The organism is Bradyrhizobium sp. HKCCYLS3077, from assembly GCF_051167555.1.
Taxonomy (GTDB): Bacteria; Pseudomonadota; Alphaproteobacteria; order Rhizobiales; family Xanthobacteraceae; genus Bradyrhizobium.
In genome coordinates this window covers 342,868-362,015 of sequence record NZ_JBNPTH010000006.1, presented here as the reverse complement: position 1 = coordinate 362,015, position 19,148 = coordinate 342,868, and the positions used below count along the sequence as shown (strand labels likewise).

Genomic DNA, 19,148 nt, shown 5'->3' with positions numbered 1-19,148 from the left:
TTTCCATGTCGACCTACCCCCTGTGAGGATTTCTCATGAAACCACTCAAACTCATTGGTCTGGCGCTGGGCGCGTCGCTTGCGCTCTCGACCGCCGCCTACGCCGAAGACATCACCATCGCCGTGGCCGGCCCGATGACCGGCGGCGAGTCGGCCTTCGGCCGCCAGATGCAGAACGGCGCCGAGATGGCGATCGCCGATCTCAATGCTGCAGGCGGCGTGCTCGGCAAGAAGCTCGCTTTGCAGGTGGGTGACGACGCCTGCGATCCGAAGCAGGCCCGCTCGGTCGCCGAGAAGCTCGCCGGCTCCGGCATTCCGTTCGTCGCCGGCCATTTCTGCTCGTCGTCGTCGATCCCGGCCTCCGAGGCCTATGCCGACAGCAACGTGCTGCAGATCACCCCGGCTTCGACCAACCCGCTGTTCACCGAGCGCAAGCTGTGGAACGTGGCGCGCGTCTGCGGCCGTGACGATCAGCAGGGCCTCGTCGCCGCCAACTACATCGCGAAGAACTTCAAGGGCAAGAACATCGCGATCCTCAACGACAAGACCACCTACGGCAAGGGTCTCGCAGACGAGACCAAGAAGGCGCTCAACAAGGCCGGCGTCACCGAGAAGATGTTCGAGTCGTACAACAAGGGCGACAAGGACTTCAACGCGATCGTGTCGCGCCTGAAGCGTGAGAACATCGACCTCGTCTATGTCGGCGGCTATCATCAGGAAGCCGGCTTGATCCTGCGCCAGATGCGCGATCAGGGCCTCAAGACCATCCTGATGGCGGGCGATGCGATGAACGACAAGGAATTCGCGTCGATCACCGGCCCGGCCGCCGAAGGCACGCTGTTCACCTTCGGCCCCGAGCCGCGCAACAAGCCGACCGCGAAGGCGATCGTCGAGAAGTTCAAGGCCAAGAACATCGACCCCGAGGGCTACACGCTCTACACCTACGCCGCCATCCAGGTCTGGTCGCAGGCCGTGAAGAAGGCCAACACCACCGACGCCAAGAAGGTGATGGACACCATCAAGGCCGGCGAGTGGGACACGGTGCTCGGCAAGCTCGGCTTCGACGCCAAGGGCGACATCAAGCAGATCGACTACGTCGTCTACAAGTGGGACGCCAAGGGCGCCTACGCCGAGCTCGGCGGCAAGGGTTCCTGATCGGCGTCCGGTCTCGATCTCTGTAATACCGAAAACACGAACGCCCCGGTCGAAGACCGGGGCGTTTTGTTGAGTCACCTTCCCGACTGCGCAGCCGTGCCGCGTCGTTCAGGGCATGCGCGGACCGGCTCAGCCGGCGCAGGCCGAGAGCGAGACTGCTTCGCTCTTGCCGGCGACCGCCGAGCGGGCCATTTCGACCGCCCGCGTCAGCTCGGCGGGACGGAACGGCTTCTGCAGATACACCACACGTGTCAGTTCCTCCGACATCGACGCACCGTCGAAGGCACTCATCCCGGACACCGCCACCACCGGCAAATCGGGAACCAGCGCGCGCATGCTGCTGACGAGATCGAGTCCGTTGGTATCGTCGAGATAGATGTCGACGATCACGGCGTCGAAAGCCTGCTCACGGAACAACTGGAGTCCGGCCGTGGCGGTTCCCGCCTCGACCACCTCGAACTGATTGACGCGCAGCACCATGCTGATCATGGTCCGCACGTCCTTCTGATCGTCGACCACAAGAATTCGTGGCATCAACTTCTCCAGAAATTTTTCTGTTGGACAGCCTACAACATAAAAAGAAATCAGGTACAACTATGGGTATATTTATCTCAGTCGCGGTAAAGGTGCAGTTACTCCAACTCTCGACTCATTCTACATAACGTTTCGATCCGGCACCACACAACCTTAATTAGACTTTCCGCCATTTTCGCGCATCAGTCGCAGCAGTGATCTCGCGCTTGACGCCGGCTGCGCAGGACCCTGGAGATGCCAAGCAACGAGGATCACCGCGACGTCCTTCTGTCGACCTCCCTTGCCACGCGCCGAGACCAACTCGCGGCGCTCGTCGCGGTTGCCATGTCCGGGGTGCTGTTTGCCGTCGCCGCCCCCTTTGCCAAGCTGCAGCTGACGGCGATCCCGGCGTTCATCGCGAGCTATCAATCCGCGCTGGCCCTCAACGACGCCATCACCGCATTTCTGCTGTTCTCCCAGTTTGTCCTCATGCGCTCGCGGTCGCTGCTGTGGCTGGCCTCCGGCTACCTGTTCACCGCGCCCGCGGCATTGCTGCACACGCTGGTCTTTCCGGGTCTGTATTCGCCGACCGGACTGCTCGGAGCCGGTTCGCAGACAGCGGTATGGATCTACATGATCTGGCACGGCGGATTTCCGCTCTTCGTGCTAATCTATGCGCTGCACGACCGCCGCCAGTTCACGCCCGTTCGTTCGCTGGCGACGTCGCTCTCGGTGGCCGTCGGCGGCGTGGCCCTCGCGCTCGGAGCTCTGACCTGGGGCGTCATCACCTTCGACGCAGCGCTGCCGCAGTTGCTGACAGGTGGAACCGCCACGCTGGAACTGAAGGTTGCGGTGGGCGCGATCTGGTGCGTGACAACCGTTGCCCTGGTGGTGCTCGCCTCGCGCCGGCCGCACAGCATTCTCGACCTCTGGGTCATGGTCGTACTGTGCGCCTGGCTGTTCGATCTGTCGCTGTCGTCGCTGCTCAACGCATCCCGCTTCGACCTCGGCTACTATGCGGGCCGCTTCTACGGGCTGCTGGCCGCGAGCTTCGTGCTCGGCGTGCTGCTCGCTGACAATGTCGGGCTGCAGGCGAAGCTGACGCGTCTCCTGCAGCGGCAGCGCCGGCAGAGCGAAAGCGAGCGTGCGCGATTCATCGCACGCGAGCGTCTGTTCAGTGCCGTGGTGGAATCCTCCAACGACGCCATCATCACGCTGACCCTGCACGGCAAGATCACCTCCTGGAACCGTGCCGCCGAGCAGCTGTTCGGCTATGCCTCCGACGAGGCTCTCGGCAACGACATCGGCCTGATCGTGCCGCCGGACCGGCGCAGCGAGGTCGATCGCATCCTGGAACGGATCGGCGGCGGCGAGAAGATCGAGCACCACGAAACGGTACGCCGCCACAAGGACGGCCATCAGATCGAAGTGTCGCTCAGCGTGTCTCCGATCCTGGATGCGCGCGGCGCCGTGATCGGCGCCTCCAAGGTCGCGCGCGACATCACCGAAGCCAAGCGGACCCGCACGGCCCTGACCCGGGAAACCGAGGAGCGCCGCCGCATTTTCGAGACGTCGCAGGACCTGATCCTGATCGCCAATTCCTATGGTCAGCTGATGCAGGTCAGCCCCAGCGCGCGCTCCATCCTGGGCTATGAGCCCGAGGAGATGGTCGGCCGCAACGCCAGCGACTTCGTGTATCCGCCCGAGCTCGAGGTCGTTCGCACGCAGATGCGGCTCTGCCGCCGCGGCCAGGACGTTCGCGATTTCGAGGCGCAGCTGCTGCACAAGGAGGGGCGCGGCGTCGTCCTGAACTGGATGGCAAGCTGGTCGGAACCGGTGCAGCGTCACTTCTTCATCGGCCGCGACCTCACCGAGAAGCGCGCCGCCGAGGCGCAAATCCGTCAGGCGCAGAAGATGGAGGCGGTCGGCCAGCTCACCGGCGGCGTCGCCCACGACTTCAACAACATCCTCACCGTGATCACGGGAAGCATCGGCATCATCGCCGATGCTGTGTCCGATCGCCCGGAACTCGCATCGGTCGCCAAGCTGATCGATGATTCCGCCGACCGTGGCGCCGAGCTCACGCGGCAACTGCTCGCCTTCGCGCGCAAGCAGCCGCTGCAACCGGTCGATCTCGACGTCAACGCCTTGATGGACGAGACCGCGGCGCTGTTGCGACCCACGCTCGGGGCGCAGATCGAGATCGTGCGCATCCTCAGCACAGATCCGTGTACGGCGCTGGCAGATCCCAACCAGCTCGCCACCGCCATCGTCAACCTCGCGCTGAATGCCCGCGATGCGATGCCGGAAGGCGGCAAGCTGACCTTCGAGACCGCGAATGTCGTGCTCGACGAGGACTACGCCAATGCCAACAACGAGGTCGCCGTCGGCGACTACGTGATGCTCGCCGTCAGCGATACCGGCTGCGGTATTCCGCCCGCTTATCTCGAAAAGGTCTTCGACCCCTTCTTCTCGACCAAGGGCATCGGCAAGGGCACGGGCCTTGGCCTCAGCATGGTGTTCGGGTTCGTCAAGCAGTCCGGCGGCCACATCAAGATCTACAGCGAGGTCGGCCATGGCACCTCGATCAAGCTCTATCTGCCCCGCTCCACCTCGGCGCCCGTGGCGGAGACAGGACAGCAGGTTACGGATTTGCGCGGCGGCGACGAGACGATCCTGATCGTCGAGGACGACCCGCTGGTGCGCCAGCACGTGCTCGCCCAGGTCGCGGCTCTTGGCTATACGACCCTTGCGGCCGCCAATGCGGCCGAAGCGCTCGACGTGCTGGAGCGCCATCCCGAGATCGACCTGCTGTTCACCGACGTGATCATGCCGGGCAGCATGAACGGCCGCCAGCTCGCGGATGCCGCCCGCGGGCGCCGGCCGTCGCTGAAGACATTGTTTACGTCCGGCTATACGGAAAATGCGATCGTGCACCATGGCCGCCTCGACGCCAACGTGCTGCTGCTGGCCAAGCCCTACCGCAAGCCGGACCTTGCCCGGATGATCCGCATCGCGCTCGATCGTTGAGCGGCCCGAGCGGCTGGGGTATCCATCGGCCCTCATCACCCGCAGCCGAGGGCGACCGTGCAGAATCTTCTCACCGACATCGCAGGCGTTCGCGTCGGCCACGCCGACGATGCGTCGCTCGCCTCCGGCGTGACCGCGATCCTGTTCGATCAGCCGGCCGTGGCGGCGATCGACATCCGCGGCGGCGGCCCCGGGGTGCGCGAGGACGCGCTGCTCGACCCCGCCAATACGGTCGAGAGGGTGGATGCGATCGCGCTGTCCGGCGGCTCGGCATTCGGGCTGGAGGCCGCCAGCGGCATTCAGGCGTGGCTCGCCGAGCAAGGCCGCGGCTTCGCCGTGCGCGACGCGCTGATTCCGATCGTGCCAGGCGCCATCGTGTTCGACTTGCTCAACGGCGGCAACAAGCAATGGGGCCGCTACGCGCCGTATCGCGAGCTCGGCTATGCCGCCGCGGCCGCGGCCGACACGACGTTTGCGCTGGGGAGCGTCGGCGCCGGGCTCGGCGCCACCACGGCCAATCTGCAGGGCGGTCTCGGATCGGCGTCTGCCGTGACCAGCCGCGGCATCAAGGTTGCGGCCATCGCGGTCGTGAACGCGGTAGGCTGCGTGACCGTCGGCGACGGCCCGTGGTTCTGGGCTGCGCCTTACGAAGCGAACGGCGAGTTCGGCGGCCGCGGCCTGCCCGCCAGCTTCACGCCGGACATGCTGGCGATGCGCATCAAGGGTGGCCCTGCCCCGTCGGCCTCCGAGAACACCACGATTACCCTGGTCGTGACCGACGCCATCCTGACCAAGGCGCAGGCGAAGCGGCTGGCGATGATCGCCCAGACCGGCATGGCGCGCGCGATCTATCCGGTGCACCTGCCGCTCGACGGCGACATCGTGTTCGCGGCGGCGACCTGCGCCAAGCCCGTCGAGCCGCTGGTCGAACTGAGCGAGCTCGGCATGGTCGCGGCGAACGTGCTGGCCCGCGCGATCGCGCGCGGCGTCTATCATGCGAAGCGGCTGCCATTCGCAGGCGCCCTGCCATGCTGGCAGGACCGCTTCGGCGGCTGAGCCTACACGCTCACCGCCGTCGTCGATGTGGCGGGCCGCAGCTTGGGCTGATTCTGCATCAGCTTCTCGATCATGTCGTTGTAGGACGCGGCAGCCGTATTGGAGGCCGTGGTGGCCGCCGGCGCGATCAGCGTCATCTTGGAGCCGTCGGCGTAAGTGATGATGGTCGTCGTTGAGCCATCGCTGTTGGTGGACGACGAGCTCGACGCGCCCGACAGCGCCTGCATCAGCGCATCGGCGCCCGCGCTCGACAAGTTCCCCGAGCTGCCCGCCTGACCCGCACCCGCCTGCTGATGGTGATGGCCGCGTCGGCCCTTGGCGCCCTGCAGCGCCGAGGACAGCTCGTCCATGCTGACACTGCCGTCGCTGTTGGTGTCGAGCTTGCCGAACACCTTGTCGGCATTCGCGACGTTGCTGCCGCCGGCGCCAAGAGCATTCTCGAATTCGGACTTGCTGATCTGTCCATTGCCATCGCCGTCGATCTGCGAGAACAGATCCTGCAATGGATTGGTCGAGGAGTTCGCACCCGCCGATGCGCCCGACTGGCTCTGCGCCGCCAGCAGCGCGTTCATCGTCTCCGGCGCGATCTGCCCCGAGCTGCTGCTGCCCGAGCTCGACCACGGGCTGAAATTGCCGGAGCTGCCCGCTCCCTTGCTGTCGAGGCTGAACAGACCGCCGCCCGACTTGCCGGACCCCGACTTCGTCGAGCCGATCGACTGCAGGCTGTCCAGGACCGACGAGGCGGCCCCAAGTGCAAACCACATGGCGAAACTCCCGCAAGACCGCCCGCGAGGCGGCAGAACATCTCCCCACGGCTCTCGCAATCCCCATGCCAGCGGCAAACCGCTGATATGTCCGGATATTTCGCGATGTTACGGTCGCCTGAACCCGGCACATCGTGCCCCACCCGGCAGATTTTTCCCGCTCGCGTTGCCGCAGCCGCCCCTGCATGATACGGCGACATCCCCGTACGCCCTGGAACAGATGCCCATGACCCAGTCCTTCACGCCGCGTCCGCTCGTCATTGCGCCGTCCATCCTGGCGTCGGATTTCTCCAAGCTTGGCGAAGAGGTGCGCGCGGTGGATGCTGCCGGCGCCGACTGGATCCATCTCGACGTGATGGACGGGCATTTCGTGCCGAACATTTCCTACGGCCCTGATGTCATCAAGGCGCTGCGCCCGCACACCACCAAGATCTTCGACGCGCATCTGATGATCACGCCGTGCGATCCCTACCTCGAGGCCTTCGCCAAGGCCGGCTGCGACCACATCACGGTGCATGCCGAGGCCGGGCCGCATCTGCATCGCTCGCTGCAGGCGATCCGCGCGCTCGGCAAGAAGGCCGGCGTGTCGCTCAATCCGTCGACGCCGCTCAACGTCATCGAATATGTGCTCGACCTCGTCGACCTCGTGCTGATCATGTCGGTCAACCCCGGCTTCGGCGGCCAGGCGTTCATTTCGTCGGCGATCGGCAAGGTGCAGGATTTGCGCGCGATGACCGCGGGCCGCCCGATCGATATCGAGGTCGATGGTGGTGTCGGCCGCGACAATGCCGGCGCGCTCGCGGCCGCCGGGGCCAACGCCTTCGTCGCCGGCTCCGCCGTGTTCAAGGGCGGCACGACGGAAGCCTATCGCAGCAACATCGCCGCGATCCGCGATGCCGCCGCGTCCGCGCGCGGCGAAGCGATCTGAGGCGGTCGACGGCACATGCAGATGCTCACGCCGCAGCCGCTGACCAAGGCCGCGTTCGCCGCCTTCGGCGACGTCGTCGAGATCGATGGCGCGGCTCTGATCGAGATCAATCAGGGCTTTGCCCGCCGCTGCAACGGGCTCGCCGCGATCGACGTCACGTCCGGCGCCGTCCCCGTGAACATCAGCCTGTTCGAAGCGAAGCCGCGGCCGCGCCCGATCGAGATCAAGCTGATGGAGCGGCATCCGCTCGGCACCCAGCTGTTCATGCCGCTGCAGGACCGGCCCTGGCTTGTGCTGGTCTGCGCCGACCCGCGCGATGCCACGAGCTACCGGGCCTTCACCGCCACCGGCCGCCAGGGCGTGAACTACGCCCGCAATGTCTGGCACCATCCGCTGCTGGTGTTCGACGACGCCTCGCGCTTCATGGTGGTCGATCGCATGAGCCCCGACAATCTCGAGGAGCTGTGGCTCGACCAGCCGCTGTTCCTGAGCATTCCCTGACTGGTGTCGCGCGAATTCGCTGATCCGCGCGCAGGAGAGACGATGATGGACAAGCCGAACTACTTCGTGCCGCAGGGCGGCCACCCGCCGCAGACCGACCTGCTGACGGGGCGCGCCGTGTTCACCGAGGCCTATGCCGTCATCCCCAAGGGCGTGATGCGCGACATCGTCACCTCGCCGCTGCCGTTCTGGGACAAGACGCGGACCTGGGTGATCGCGCGTCCCCTCTCCGGCTTCTCGGAGACATTCTCGCAATACATCGTCGAGGTCGCGCCCGGCGGCGGCAGCACCCAGCCGGAGCCTGATCCAGAGGCCGAGGGCGTTCTGTTCGTCGTCGGCGGTGAGATCGCGCTGACCATCGCCGGCACCACGCATCGCCTCGCGAAGGGCGGCTACGCCTTCCTGCCGCCGTCCTGCAAATGGACGCTGATGAACGACAGCGCGGCGCCCGCGACCTTCCACTGGATTCGCAAGGCCTATGAGGCCGTCCCCGGCATCGCCGCGCCGGAGGCCTTCGTGACCAACGAGGCAACGATTGCGCCCGTCGGGATGCCCGGCACGGACGGCCGCTGGGCCACCACCCGCTTCGTCGATCCGCTTGACGTCCGGCACGACATGCACGTCAACATCGTGACCTTCGAGCCGGGCGCGGTGATCCCGTTCCTGGAGACGCATGTGATGGAGCACGGGCTCTACGTGCTCGAGGGCAAGGCGGTCTACAAGCTCAACCGCGACTGGGTCGAGGTCGAAGCCGGCGACTTCATGTGGCTGCGCGCCTTCTGCCCGCAGGCCTGCTACGCCGGCGGCCCCGGCCGCTTCCGCTACCTGCTGTACAAGGACTCCAACCGGCATATGAAGCTGCGGCCGTTCCGGTGAGTGACGGCGAAGCACCGAGTTACGTGCCGTGCTTCGGAAACGGCAGGATATCGAATGTCAACCGCATTCAAGATCGTCGCAGTCGTATATCTCATTGGCGTGATCGCCAACTGTGTTTTAAAAGTGCATGGCATCTATCTCACCGGCGGCTTCCAGCGCGAGCATACTGCGGCGGAGTTTTTGTTGGTCATGGCCCTTTATGGGATGGCCGCTGCGATCTGGCCGGCCTTTGTCGCTCTTGTGATCATGGGGCATCTCGGCGCTCTGCCCCGCGGCTGGGAACTCTCTTTTGTCAAGCTGGGTTTGCTTGTGCTGCTGTTCGCGGCGATGGTCGTCGGCACATGGGCGATCACCCATGTGCATTCCCCCACCAAATACGTGCTTCATGCGAAGTTGAGGAGTCGCCTGACTCCAATCGTCGGCTCGCAGTTGGTCGAACTCAAGACCTTGATGCTCGCCCTTCTCGTCGGGCTCGGCTCCATGCTGAGCCTTGTCCTGCTCTGATTGACGGTCATCTGCCGCAGCGATCGTTGGCTCGCGAACATATCGCGGAGCGCTCGGTGTACCTCGCCCCGCCAGGGCGAAGCGAAGCTTCGCTAGGGCGGGGACAGGTCGGATTGCATCGAAGATGCAATCCGGGTGAGGGGTACAGGTCTCCCCACGAACACTCCCCGCGCGTTTGCCCCTGCTGAGACTGCCCGTGCCGCGGCCCCTCACCCCAACCCTCTCCCCGTAAGAACGGGGAGAGGGAGCGCACTGCCGTCGCGGTGAAGGCTCGGCTCCAACTAACAGCCGATGTAGGCAAAAGCGTCCCACCGAGAAAAATGCCCGACGCAAATCGTCATCCAGCTTCTCACTCTCCTGACGCAACCTGCGCCGCCACCTCATCATCCTCCTCATCCGCCTCGCGCGCAGCGGCGCGCGTGCGCACGACTGTCACCGTGCAGCCCGCCTCCGCGGCGACCTTGGCCGACACGCTGCCGAGCAGCGAGCGCAGCACGGAGTCGCGGCGGGCGCCGATGATGATATGGTCGACCTGGTTGACCTCGGCGAACTCGATGAGCGCGGCGGCGGGATCGACGGCTTCGAGCACGTGCACCGTGAGGCGGCTGGTGTCGAGCTTCAGCGGCGTCGCCCAGTGCTTCAGCGCGACCATGCGGTCGATATGCTTGTTGTTGCCGGCCTCGTCCAGGGTGCGGTCGATGGTCAGGCGGCCGAGCTTGAGCACGTTGACGCAGGCGAGCCGCGCCGACGGCAGGGTGGCGAGAATGCGCTCGGCGGTGACGCGCAGCGCGCCGTTGAGCTCCTCGCCGCCTTCCGAGGTGTCGATCGCGACCGCCACGATCGGGCTGGTGGCGATCTGCACGGCGACATCCGACGGCTTGGTCTCCGGCTGCACCAGGCCGCGATTGAAGCGGCGGCGCCACACGGTGGTGATCGGATCGCGCTTGAGCTTCTCGGCGCGCGCGGTCAGCTTGACCTGGTCGGGATTGCCGAGGTCGAAGGCGAGTTGCGCGGCAGTCGGGTAGCGCCAGACCGGCTCGATCTCCAGGCAGCGCAGCACGATCTCCTGCAGCCACGGCGGATAGTCCGGCTTGAGCTGCTGCGGCGGATAGGGATCGCGCCAGAGGCGGCGGCGCATGCCGCGCAGGGTCTCGGTCTCGCCGAACGGCCGCACGCCGGTGGTGAAGAAATACAAGAGCACGCCGAGCGAAAAGATGTCGCTGCGCGGATCGCTGCGGGTGCCCATCATGCGCTCCGGCGCCATGTAGGGCGCGGTGCCGTAAGGCAGGCGGAACTCCTCCTGCAGCAGGTCCGGCAGATGCTTGTGGCAGGACAGGCCGTAGTCGATCAGCACCGCCTCGCCCGAGGGGCGAAACATGATGCTGGACGGCTTGATGTCGTGATGGATGACATGCTGCCGGTGCAGATCCGCGAGCGCGGTCGCGATCTTCGCCACCAGCACCCGCGCCTCCTCATAAGGCAGCGGCAGCTCGGGCAACCGCTTGTACAGCGTCTCGCCCGGGATCAGCTCGATCACGACATAGGCTTGGGTGGCGAAATCGCCGGTGCCGAAGCACGCCGGCACATGCGGACCGGACAGTTTCGGCAGGATCATCTGCTCCATCTCGAAGCTGACGATCGCCGCGGGGTCCTCGCCCTCGGAGACGCGCGGCACCTTCATCAGGATGGGCCGGTCGATGTCCGGCCGCGTGACGCTCCAGAGCGTCGCCATGCCGCCGGAATGCACGCAGTCGCCGACCGTGAAGCCGTCGATCACGACGCCCGGCTGGAGCTTCGATCTCGCCATGCTCTAACGCCCCATCGAAAGCCGCTGCGCCAGCCAGGGCGGCAGGCCGTTGTCGCGAATGCGCTGCGCCGCCGCCTCGACATCGTATGGCACGCGGCAATAGGTCAGCTCGCGCGTTCTGGTCTCGAAGGTCACGAAGGATGCCGCGGGATCGCCGTCGCGCGGCTGGCCGACCGAGCCGACCACGGCCAGCCATTGCCGGCCGCGCAACAGCTGGATCGGCATGTTCGCGGTCGGCGTGAAGCTCGTCATCTTGGCAGTCGCGGACATCGAGTACAGCGCCGGCCGATGGATGTGGCCGCAGAACGTCACCTGCGCCTCGGTCGCGATCATGCTGCGTGCGGCGTCGGCCGAGCTCTGGATGTAGCGCCAGCGCGGCGGGCTCGACGCCTCCGAATGCACAAACAGCCGGTCCTCGTCGCCGACGCTCATCGGCAGCTCGGCGAGAAAGCGGCGCTGCTCGGCGCTGAGCCGGCCGCGCGTCCATTCCATCGCCGCCTGCGCCTCGGCATTCATGCTCTCGCTCGAGGTCGACACCGCATTGTCGTGATTGCCGCGCACCGCGAGCCCGCCCTCGGCGACGATCTCCATGACCGTGTCGACCGACCATTCCGGGTCGGCGCCATAGCCGACGATGTCGCCGAGACAGATCAGGCGCTCGGCGCCACGGGCGCGCGCCGCCTCCAGGCAGGCCGCGAAGGCCTGCCGATTGGCATGGATGTCGGTGAATATCGCCAGCAGCACCCGTGACCTCCCGCTTCCCACCGTACAGGTGGGCTTCGCACGGAGTTTGAGCAACATCAAACCGGACGAGCTGGAGCAAGCGCTTTTTTCGGGCTCACAGGCATGAACGGGATGCCAAGACCAGACGACCTCACGTCCGCAGACGAAGCCCTCCTCGCCGACATCATCTCTGAAAACAACTGCCAGGAAATAGATGCGCCGCGGATGGCTACTCGCTCCGGGAGAAACAGCGGGGCCTTTCCAAAAGAACAATAGAACCGCGGTCGAGCCGTGACGGGTCTTCCGTAAAAATATCCAAGCCGTAGCCGTGACGTCTCCATCCGCTGTATCGCCAGCGTGCGGCACATTCGATACCGACAAGGATCCGCCCGTACGGGCTTAAACCTTACCAGCTTCTGCACAATCAGCAGCACAAGCCACCGTTGCAATTACGAACTGAAACACTAAACTTAAAATTGATTTTTATGACAGTCTCGCCAGATCAATCAAATGTCTAATTGAATCATTCGGAGACAGACCAATGCTCACGAAACATGCCTATGCGATTGCCGCGCTGGCGGTCCTATCGATGAGTCAAACACAAAACGTTAGTGCAGCGGAGGGAGAAATCGCGAGATCGCAGATCCCCGTATGTGGCACGATGTACGCACCACCATTCGGTTCCCCGGCGCCACGACGTGCCTGCGAGACGCCCATTCCGCGCACCTATAAGCCCACTCATCGCGGCCTTGGCTACGACATTCTGGACCTTGAATCCGAAGCCTGCTTCGTACCCGACAGCTCCTACCGGCTGTTGGATGAGATACTCGATCGCGTGACAGCGCGTCTAACAGAACCGCAGCAATCGGGAATTGGTATCGCGGATGAAGCGCGCGTAATCGCAATCAGCGAACTTACCGGTGACGTTCTCGCAGAACTCGGTTTTGGACTTTATATTCCAACAGAGACTTTGGGCGACGCCCTTGTCTCGCGGAGCGCGTCCGGCATGCCGCCGCGCTACATCTTCGATTGTGATACCGGCTCTCTCATCCTGCTCACAGTCGCAGAATATCTGCGAATGCCGGCATCGTTGGTTGAGATTACGCTCAACAGCGGCAGTCTGCACAACTACGTCCGCTGGCCACTGTCTGACGGCCGCTCGCTCGACTGGGACACCAATGGTCGGGGACTCTGCGTTTCACCGAAGGATCAGCCCACCTTTCAGGCCCAGAGCATGAGTCGAAGTGCGACGATGGGCTACGCTGCTACCATGCGCGCACCGCTTTGGAAGAAGCAAAAGCAGTACATCCGCGCGCTGTCCGAATATCGTCAAGACATGCGCGACCGGCCCGGCCATCCATCGCCTTTTAACAACCTGGCATGGCTGATTGTAACCACCGATTTTTCGGAGAGAGAGAGCCTGAGAGCCGAAGCGCTTCAGGCCGCGACCCAGGCAGTTTCGCTGCAACGTCAGGCCGGAGCTGCCGCGGTTACACGCGAAAATCTGGCTAATTATCTCGACACGCTCGCCTGCGCTTATGCCTATGCCGGCGACTACAAGAACGCAATCGCGTCTGAGATGGAGGCAGTTTCGCTATCGGCTAATGTGGAGTTCCGGCAGAGACAGGCGATGTTCGCAAACTCTCCACCCAACGATTGCACGGGCGCACAATAAAATTTGCTTAGCGCCGCCTGTTGACGAGCCAGACCGCGCCCGATGCCCCGCCGATGCCGACGATCATCATGAGCGCAAGCGCGGCCACCATCAAGCCCCCGCCCGCAGCGGCAAGCGAGCTGCTGCCCTCGCCCGCGAGCCCCAGGAGCGGAATCGCGACGACGGGGCCGCCGACCTGGGCGGCGAAGAAGGCGCCGAGCAGCGCCACGATGATGTTCACGATCCAGCCGATCACGCCACGCTTCATCGTCCACGCCTCATGGATGGCGATCGCCAGGGCGGCGGCGAATGTGACGGCCGCGATCACCAGCCCCGCACCGACGGCGTCCATCGGAATCGCCCCGGCCATCTGCAAATTCATGATGACGATGACCGCAAACAGACCAATGATGTAGGGCATGAGGATCGCCTCGGCTGCTCTGAAGAAGCCGCCGATACCGCCGCCCTGCTCGCGCAGGACCAGGATTGGCGCTCCGCCCATGAGTTGCAGGCGACTGTCGCCAGGTTCATTCCAAGCATGAGACAGCCGCGTAGCCCGGATATCGCTGCGCTCATCCGGGCTGCGCGCGCTACCGTCATAGTCCCCGCCTCGCATGATCGATGAGCGCGCGGAGCTTGGGCGCCAGGTTCCGACGCCTTGGAAAGTACAGGTGGAATCCGGCAAACGGCGCCGCGAAGCTTTCGAGCAGCGGCACCAGTTCGCCACGCGCGACGTAGGGCTGGAACGTCTCCTCCATGCCGAAGGTGATACCGCCGCCCGCGCATGCGGTGCGGATCATCAACAACATGTCGTTGGTCGTCAGGCTGGGCTTGACCTCGACATTGAAGTCCCTGCCCGCTTCGGTGAACTCCCAGCGATAGGGCGCGGCCAGCGGCGCGGGCCGCCAGCCGATGCAGGCATGATGGATCAGATCGCGCGGGTGCGCCGGCGCGCCGTGCGCTTCCAGATATCTCGGTGCGGCAAAGGCCAGCTGCCTCTGATCTCCGGACACCGGGACAGCGATCATGTCCTGCGCGATGACTTCTCCCAGGCGCACGCCCGCGTCGTAGTGCTCGGCGACGATGTCGAAGGTGTCGTCGGTGATGGTGACGTCCAGTTCGATCGCGGGATAGGCTCGCATGAACGAGGCCAGCAATGGCCCGGAGATGAAGCGTTCGGCGATGGAGGACACGGCCAGCCGCAGCAGGCCGGACGGCGGCCCGGCCTTGTCGCCGATCTGCTCGGCGGCGGCGTTCAGCGCGCCGATCGCCGGCGCGACGTCCGCATAGAAGCGGCGTCCCGCCTCGGTCAGGCTGAAGCTGCGGGTCGTCCGGCTGACCAGGGAAATCCCGAGATGGTCCTCCAGCCTGCCCATCGCCTGACTGACGGCAGACCGCGTCACGCCCAGCCGGTCCGCGGCCAGGCGGAAGCTCCCGGCATCGGCGACCGCCACGAACAGCTCGATGATGTTCTTGTCGATCCGCATTGGTTAGGCATGCTTACCACCGAGACAACCATTGGGCAAATTGTCGTGACAATGCCGGCCACCTAGCTTCCGCCCGTCACCAACCGACGGGAGTTGAACATGGACAAGGTCATCCTGATTACCGGGGCTTCGAGCGGCATTGGCGCCGGGATCGCACGAGAGCTGGCGGCCACGGGCGCACGGCTGCTGTTGGGCGCGCGCCGCCTGGATCGGCTGGAGGCGCTGGCCGCCGAGTTGCGCGCAGCCGGCCGGACCGCCGAGGTACGGGCGCTGGATGTGACCGACCGCGCCGACGTCGCGGCCTTCGCCGAGGCAGCGCGCGCCTTGTGGGGGCGCGTGGACGTCATGATCAACAATGCCGGCATCATGCCGCTGTCGCCGATGGCCGCGATGAAGGTCGACGAGTGGGATCGCATGGTCGACGTCAACATCAAGGGCGTGCTGAACGGCATCGCGGCGGTGTTGCCCGGCATGCTCGCCCGCGGCTCCGGACACATCATCAACATCGCCTCGATCGGGGCTCTGCAGGTCGTGCCGACCGCCGCAATCTACTGCGCGACCAAGCACGCCGTGCGGGCGATCTCGGACGGGCTTCGGCAGGAAAATGAGAAGCTGCGCGTCACCTGCATCCATCCGGGCGTGGTGGAGAGCGAACTCGCCAGCACCATCACCGACGAGCGCGCAGCCGAGATGATGCACACCTACCGCGCGATTGCCCTGCAGCCGGACGCGATCGGCCGCGCCGTTCGCTATGCCATCGAGCAACCCGACGATGTCGACGTGAACGAGATCGTCGTCCGGCCGACCCGGGCGCCGTGAGGCGCGGGCGGCTCTACCGCAACAGCACCTCGAGCAGGTTGGCGAGCCGCGCAGCGGCGAGCGCGGCCTGCTTGCGGGCGAGATCACGCGCGTTGGTCTCGTACTCGCGTGTCAACTCGACCGGCTGCTTGTCGGTTCGCACCGGCGGAGCGTAGGCTGTCGTCTTGGCGAGCTCAAAACTCTCCTGCGCCCAGACCGCGGGGTCGATGATCTGCGCCTTGCCGGCGTCGGGTATCACGGTCGACAGACCGCCGCGCTGGTCGGCATCGAAGATCGCGCCAAACACCGTGGAATAGCCGCCGAAGATGCCGTCCCAATAGGCGTGCAGATTCTGCGTCTCGCCGTTGGCGGCAACGACCTGCAACTCGTTGCCGCCGCGGTCGCCACCCTTGCCCGGCAGCGCCGCAGAGTAGCGGGCGACGGCATGCAGCGGCTGGTGCAGATCGCCGACAAGGTGGATCATCCAGCTCAGGCTGTACGACCGCAGTGGCTCCGAAGCGTCGGTGCTGGCGGGCAGCTTGGCGATCATCAGCTTGAGCTGCGACACCGCGTCGACCGGATCCGGCCGCGGCAGCGGCGTGTCGTCGGCCGAGAACAGCGCGTCCTTGTAGTGCCAATGCGTATGCTTCAGATGGCCATACGGTATGAGCTGCTTCGCCGTCGAATCCGTCGGCTGGTCGTCATAGTAGTCCGGCTTCATCTTGATGTCGTCGGGCCAGGTCGCCGCGTGCACGAAGGCGTAGAGCTTCTCCTGGCCCGCGGGAGCGCCGGCGATCCAGCTCGCATAATCGGGATTGAGCTTGAGCAGAACGTCCGCGCGATCCCGCGCCGCGGGCGTCAGCTTCTTGTAGGCCAAATACGCGATCTGCATGTGGCCTTCGTCCCACCACGCCAGGGCCGGACCGGCCGGACACAGCACGGCGACGGTGAAGGCAATCATCAGCGTTCGCACGACAACTCTCCCTCGCGATCGAGCACAAGCGGCCATTCGCAGATTTCACCAGAAGACCAGCGAACCGGACGCTATCGCGAACGACCGGCGTTGGCAATTTCACCGTGTGTGCGCGCTCCTAGTGCCGGGTCGGCGGCGTATCGCGCACGGCCGCGTTCCGCTCGGCCAGCAGCGCCTCGATGACGTCGAGATTCGTCGCATAATCGGGATCGCTGCGATCCTCGGCCGCGACCCGCGCGTGGCCGGCAGCCCGGTCGAGATCGCCGCTCGCCAGCAATTCCGCGGCCAGATTGTTGTTGGCGCCGGGATGCCGCGGATTGATCTCGATCGCGGCTTGCGCATAGGCCATCGCCTTGCGGACATCGCCGAGCTCGGACGCAGCCAGCCCGGCATTGGCATAGAGATCCGCGTCCCCCGCTTCGTGCGCCATCGCGCGCTCGTAGAACTCGAGGGCGCCGCGCGCGTCACGGCGCAGGAGATCGATATTGCCGAGCTCCCGCATCGCGCGCCACTCCGAGGGCTTGATCTGCAACGCTCGCTCGAAATCAGCCGCGGCACCCTCGAAGTCACCGAGTTCGACGCGCAGCATGCCCCTGTTGAGATGCGCCTCGTAATATGGCGGCGACAACGCGATAGCCCGCGCATAGGCTTCCGCCGCTTCGTGCTCACGGCCGGGTAGACGCCCGAGCAGATTGCCGAGATCATTGTAATATTCCGCATAGAACGGATCGCAGGCGATGGCGTCGCGCAAGCGCGCCTCGGCGCGCGCGCTATCCCCGGCGAGCTCGTAGACCTGGCTGGTATTGTAGATCAGGATCGAACGATGCAGCCGGAACTGCTGCTCGCCATAGGCCTCGACGATCTCAGCCATGCCATGTTCGCACAGCGCGAGCGCACCGCGGAGGTCGCCCCTGCGCGCGCGGATATAAGCGTAGGCGTTTTCGGCGAAGACCTTGATGTATTTGTACCGCGGATGCGCGCGAAAGCGCTGGTCGATCAGCGCGAGATTGGCGACGGCGCAGGCCTCGGCGCGATCGAGGTCGACAGGAACCTGGTAGCGTCCATAGGTCATGGACTGCGCATAAAGCGCGGTGGGCACGAAACGGCTATCGGGAAAATGGGCAAGGAAGAACTCGAGATAGCGCAAGGCGGACGGCGCGAAGCCCATCGCATAGAGCACGAAGGCTGCGTTGATGAACATGCCATTGACGGCATCGTCGCCCGAGCCGTGTCGCCGCAGGTCGGCATCGCCGAACATCGCCGCAAAATAGGCGAACCATGTATCGTAGAGGCCGATGCCCATCAGGATCGCCGACGGCTCGCACAGCGCTTCGGCGCGCCGGAACCTGTCGCGAACAGCCAACGCATGCGCCAGGACGAGAGGCCCCTCCCCGCCGCGATGGGCGCTCAGCAGCCGCGCATGCGCCTCGATATTGAGCGTGTCGATGAGCTCGTCCGGAAGGCTGGCGACGTTGCACTGTTCGATCAGGTCGCCGTCCATCCGGTTGGCGACAAAGGCGCGCGCCATGGCGATACGCGCCTCCTCGGACAGCGTCGCCAGATGGAGGTGGACCATCGCCTCGACATCGAGCCGGTCCGTGGCATTGATGCCCTGAGCCATGCAGCGAACGATCACGGCGGCAACCGCGAGATTGCCGCCGGAACGATCATAGACGAGATCGCGCTGCGCGCGGCGAAGCCGCCCTTCATCAAACAGCGCATCGAACTCGTGCTTCGCCCATGGCAGGATGTCGATCAACGGCCATTGCGGCGGCAAGGCCGCCGCCGAACGGTCCAGCAGGATGATCCGCAGGCGCGCCCGCTCGCCCTGCCGCCGCAACATCGTGTCGAGCAGATTTCGGGACGTGGGCGACATGGCCTGGGCATTGTCGATGATCAGGGACACCGTTCGAGCGGTCACTTCCAGCATGTCCAGCGCGAACTCCGCCGCACCGACCAGCAGCTTGTTTTGGTATTCGTGATGGTAGAACCGGGTCCGCTCGTCTCGGTCGGACGTGTTGGTGAGATCGCGCGGCACTTTGAAGCAGGCCGACGTGCGGAACGGCCATAGCCGTTTCAGGCTCTGCTCATGGCGCGCGACGACATCGGGGTATGCCGTCTCGCCGCGCCGCAGCAGGCCAAGCAGCATGTCCTCGAAACCGGCGAGATAGCCATGGCGCTGCCAGTCTCCATCGGCGGTCTCGATGTCCGGCCCCGCGACACTGCGCGCGGCGGCTTGCGCCGAGGCACGCAAGCCGAGCCCGTGCGCGCCTCGCAGCACGACCACGCGTGACCGGCGCAATGCTTCGCGCGACGGATCGACGAACGCAGGCCGCGCCGCGCTCCGCTCGTCGATCGCGTTGAATGACGGGGGCGGCAC

Annotated in this window: 17 protein-coding genes; 9 read left to right on the top strand and 8 right to left on the bottom strand. The window is 65.2% G+C overall.

From position 1 onward, the window contains the following. Window positions 1–35: 35 nt before the first annotated feature. Entirely contained in the window at window positions 36–1,154 is a 1,119-nt protein-coding gene (locus ACQR0Z_RS25065) for a branched-chain amino acid ABC transporter substrate-binding protein (protein ID WP_434920407.1), read from the top strand. A gap of 129 nt (window positions 1,155–1,283) precedes the next feature. Here the strand turns inward: ACQR0Z_RS25065 and ACQR0Z_RS25060 are convergent, their stop codons facing one another. Continuing rightward, window positions 1,284–1,688 carry a response regulator gene (locus ACQR0Z_RS25060; protein ID WP_434920406.1) on the bottom strand — a complete coding sequence of 135 codons (405 nt, stop codon included), beginning with the start codon at window positions 1,686–1,688 and terminating at the stop codon, window positions 1,284–1,286. Between the two features lie 234 nt (window positions 1,689–1,922). Between ACQR0Z_RS25060 and ACQR0Z_RS25055 the strand changes: the two genes are divergently transcribed. Next, entirely contained in the window at window positions 1,923–4,697 is a 2,775-nt protein-coding gene (locus ACQR0Z_RS25055) for a PAS domain S-box protein (protein ID WP_434920405.1), read from the top strand. Window positions 4,698–4,754: 57 nt separating this feature from the next. Beyond that, the gene (locus ACQR0Z_RS25050; RefSeq protein WP_434920404.1) at window positions 4,755–5,753 is read left to right on the top strand and encodes a P1 family peptidase; all 999 of its coding nucleotides are present in this window, start codon (window positions 4,755–4,757) and stop codon (window positions 5,751–5,753) included. A 2-nt stretch (window positions 5,754–5,755) separates the two neighbouring features. Here ACQR0Z_RS25050 and ACQR0Z_RS25045 read toward each other — a convergent pair whose 3' ends face one another. Then, on the bottom strand, window positions 5,756–6,517 hold the full coding sequence (locus tag ACQR0Z_RS25045; RefSeq protein WP_434920403.1) for an EF-hand domain-containing protein: 762 nt from the start codon (window positions 6,515–6,517) through the stop codon (window positions 5,756–5,758). Window positions 6,518–6,743: 226 nt separating this feature from the next. Here ACQR0Z_RS25045 and rpe point away from each other — a divergent pair, with 226 nt between their 5' ends. The 4 genes from rpe to ACQR0Z_RS25025 are packed head-to-tail and all read left to right on the top strand — an operon-like array spanning window position 6,744 to window position 9,326. Further along, window positions 6,744–7,445: a ribulose-phosphate 3-epimerase gene (gene rpe, locus ACQR0Z_RS25040; RefSeq protein ID WP_009028548.1), complete on the top strand. Its 702-nt coding sequence runs from the start codon at window positions 6,744–6,746 to the stop codon at window positions 7,443–7,445. A 15-nt stretch (window positions 7,446–7,460) separates the two neighbouring features. Then, entirely contained in the window at window positions 7,461–7,946 is a 486-nt protein-coding gene (locus ACQR0Z_RS25035) for an ureidoglycolate lyase (RefSeq protein ID WP_434858502.1), read from the top strand. Window positions 7,947–7,991: 45 nt separating this feature from the next. After that, a complete protein-coding gene (locus ACQR0Z_RS25030) occupies window positions 7,992–8,822 on the top strand; it encodes a bifunctional allantoicase/(S)-ureidoglycine aminohydrolase (RefSeq protein ID WP_434858782.1) in 831 nt (276 codons plus the stop codon). Window positions 8,823–8,876: 54 nt separating this feature from the next. Next, window positions 8,877–9,326, top strand: coding sequence for a hypothetical protein (locus ACQR0Z_RS25025; protein WP_434858501.1), 450 nt, complete (start codon window positions 8,877–8,879; stop codon window positions 9,324–9,326). 349 nt (window positions 9,327–9,675) lie between these two features. Here ACQR0Z_RS25025 and ACQR0Z_RS25020 read toward each other — a convergent pair whose 3' ends face one another. Continuing rightward, complete coding sequence (locus tag ACQR0Z_RS25020) at window positions 9,676–11,133, bottom strand: serine/threonine protein kinase (protein WP_434920402.1); 1,458 nt, start codon at window positions 11,131–11,133, stop codon at window positions 9,676–9,678. A 3-nt stretch (window positions 11,134–11,136) separates the two neighbouring features. Then, a complete protein-coding gene (locus ACQR0Z_RS25015; protein WP_434920401.1) occupies window positions 11,137–11,877 on the bottom strand; it encodes a metallophosphoesterase family protein in 741 nt (246 codons plus the stop codon). A gap of 520 nt (window positions 11,878–12,397) precedes the next feature. On the opposite strand from ACQR0Z_RS25015, the gene ACQR0Z_RS25010 reads away from it, so the two are divergent. Beyond that, window positions 12,398–13,531, top strand: coding sequence for a hypothetical protein (locus ACQR0Z_RS25010; RefSeq protein WP_434920400.1), 1,134 nt, complete (start codon window positions 12,398–12,400; stop codon window positions 13,529–13,531). 7 nt (window positions 13,532–13,538) lie between these two features. On the opposite strand, the gene ACQR0Z_RS25005 is transcribed toward ACQR0Z_RS25010, so the two are convergent. Together ACQR0Z_RS25005 and ACQR0Z_RS25000 are read right to left on the bottom strand one after the other, a co-directional pair. Further along, window positions 13,539–14,126: a hypothetical protein gene (locus ACQR0Z_RS25005; RefSeq protein WP_434920399.1), complete on the bottom strand. Its 588-nt coding sequence runs from the start codon at window positions 14,124–14,126 to the stop codon at window positions 13,539–13,541. Further along, window positions 14,107–14,997, bottom strand: coding sequence for a LysR family transcriptional regulator (locus ACQR0Z_RS25000; RefSeq protein ID WP_434920398.1), 891 nt, complete (start codon window positions 14,995–14,997; stop codon window positions 14,107–14,109). The genes ACQR0Z_RS25005 and ACQR0Z_RS25000 overlap by 20 nt, the downstream gene beginning before the upstream one ends. Window positions 14,998–15,090: 93 nt before the next feature. Here ACQR0Z_RS25000 and ACQR0Z_RS24995 point away from each other — a divergent pair, with 93 nt between their 5' ends. Continuing rightward, the gene (locus tag ACQR0Z_RS24995) at window positions 15,091–15,816 is read left to right on the top strand and encodes an SDR family oxidoreductase (protein ID WP_434920397.1); all 726 of its coding nucleotides are present in this window, start codon (window positions 15,091–15,093) and stop codon (window positions 15,814–15,816) included. Window positions 15,817–15,829: 13 nt separating this feature from the next. Here the strand turns inward: ACQR0Z_RS24995 and ACQR0Z_RS24990 are convergent, their stop codons facing one another. Both ACQR0Z_RS24990 and ACQR0Z_RS24985 read right to left on the bottom strand, forming a co-directional pair. Then, window positions 15,830–16,768 (bottom strand): S1/P1 nuclease, encoded by a 939-nt coding sequence (locus ACQR0Z_RS24990; RefSeq protein WP_434920396.1) that lies wholly within the window; start codon window positions 16,766–16,768, stop codon window positions 15,830–15,832. Window positions 16,769–16,886: 118 nt separating this feature from the next. Next, complete coding sequence (locus ACQR0Z_RS24985) at window positions 16,887–19,148, bottom strand: tetratricopeptide repeat protein (protein WP_434920395.1); 2,262 nt, start codon at window positions 19,146–19,148, stop codon at window positions 16,887–16,889.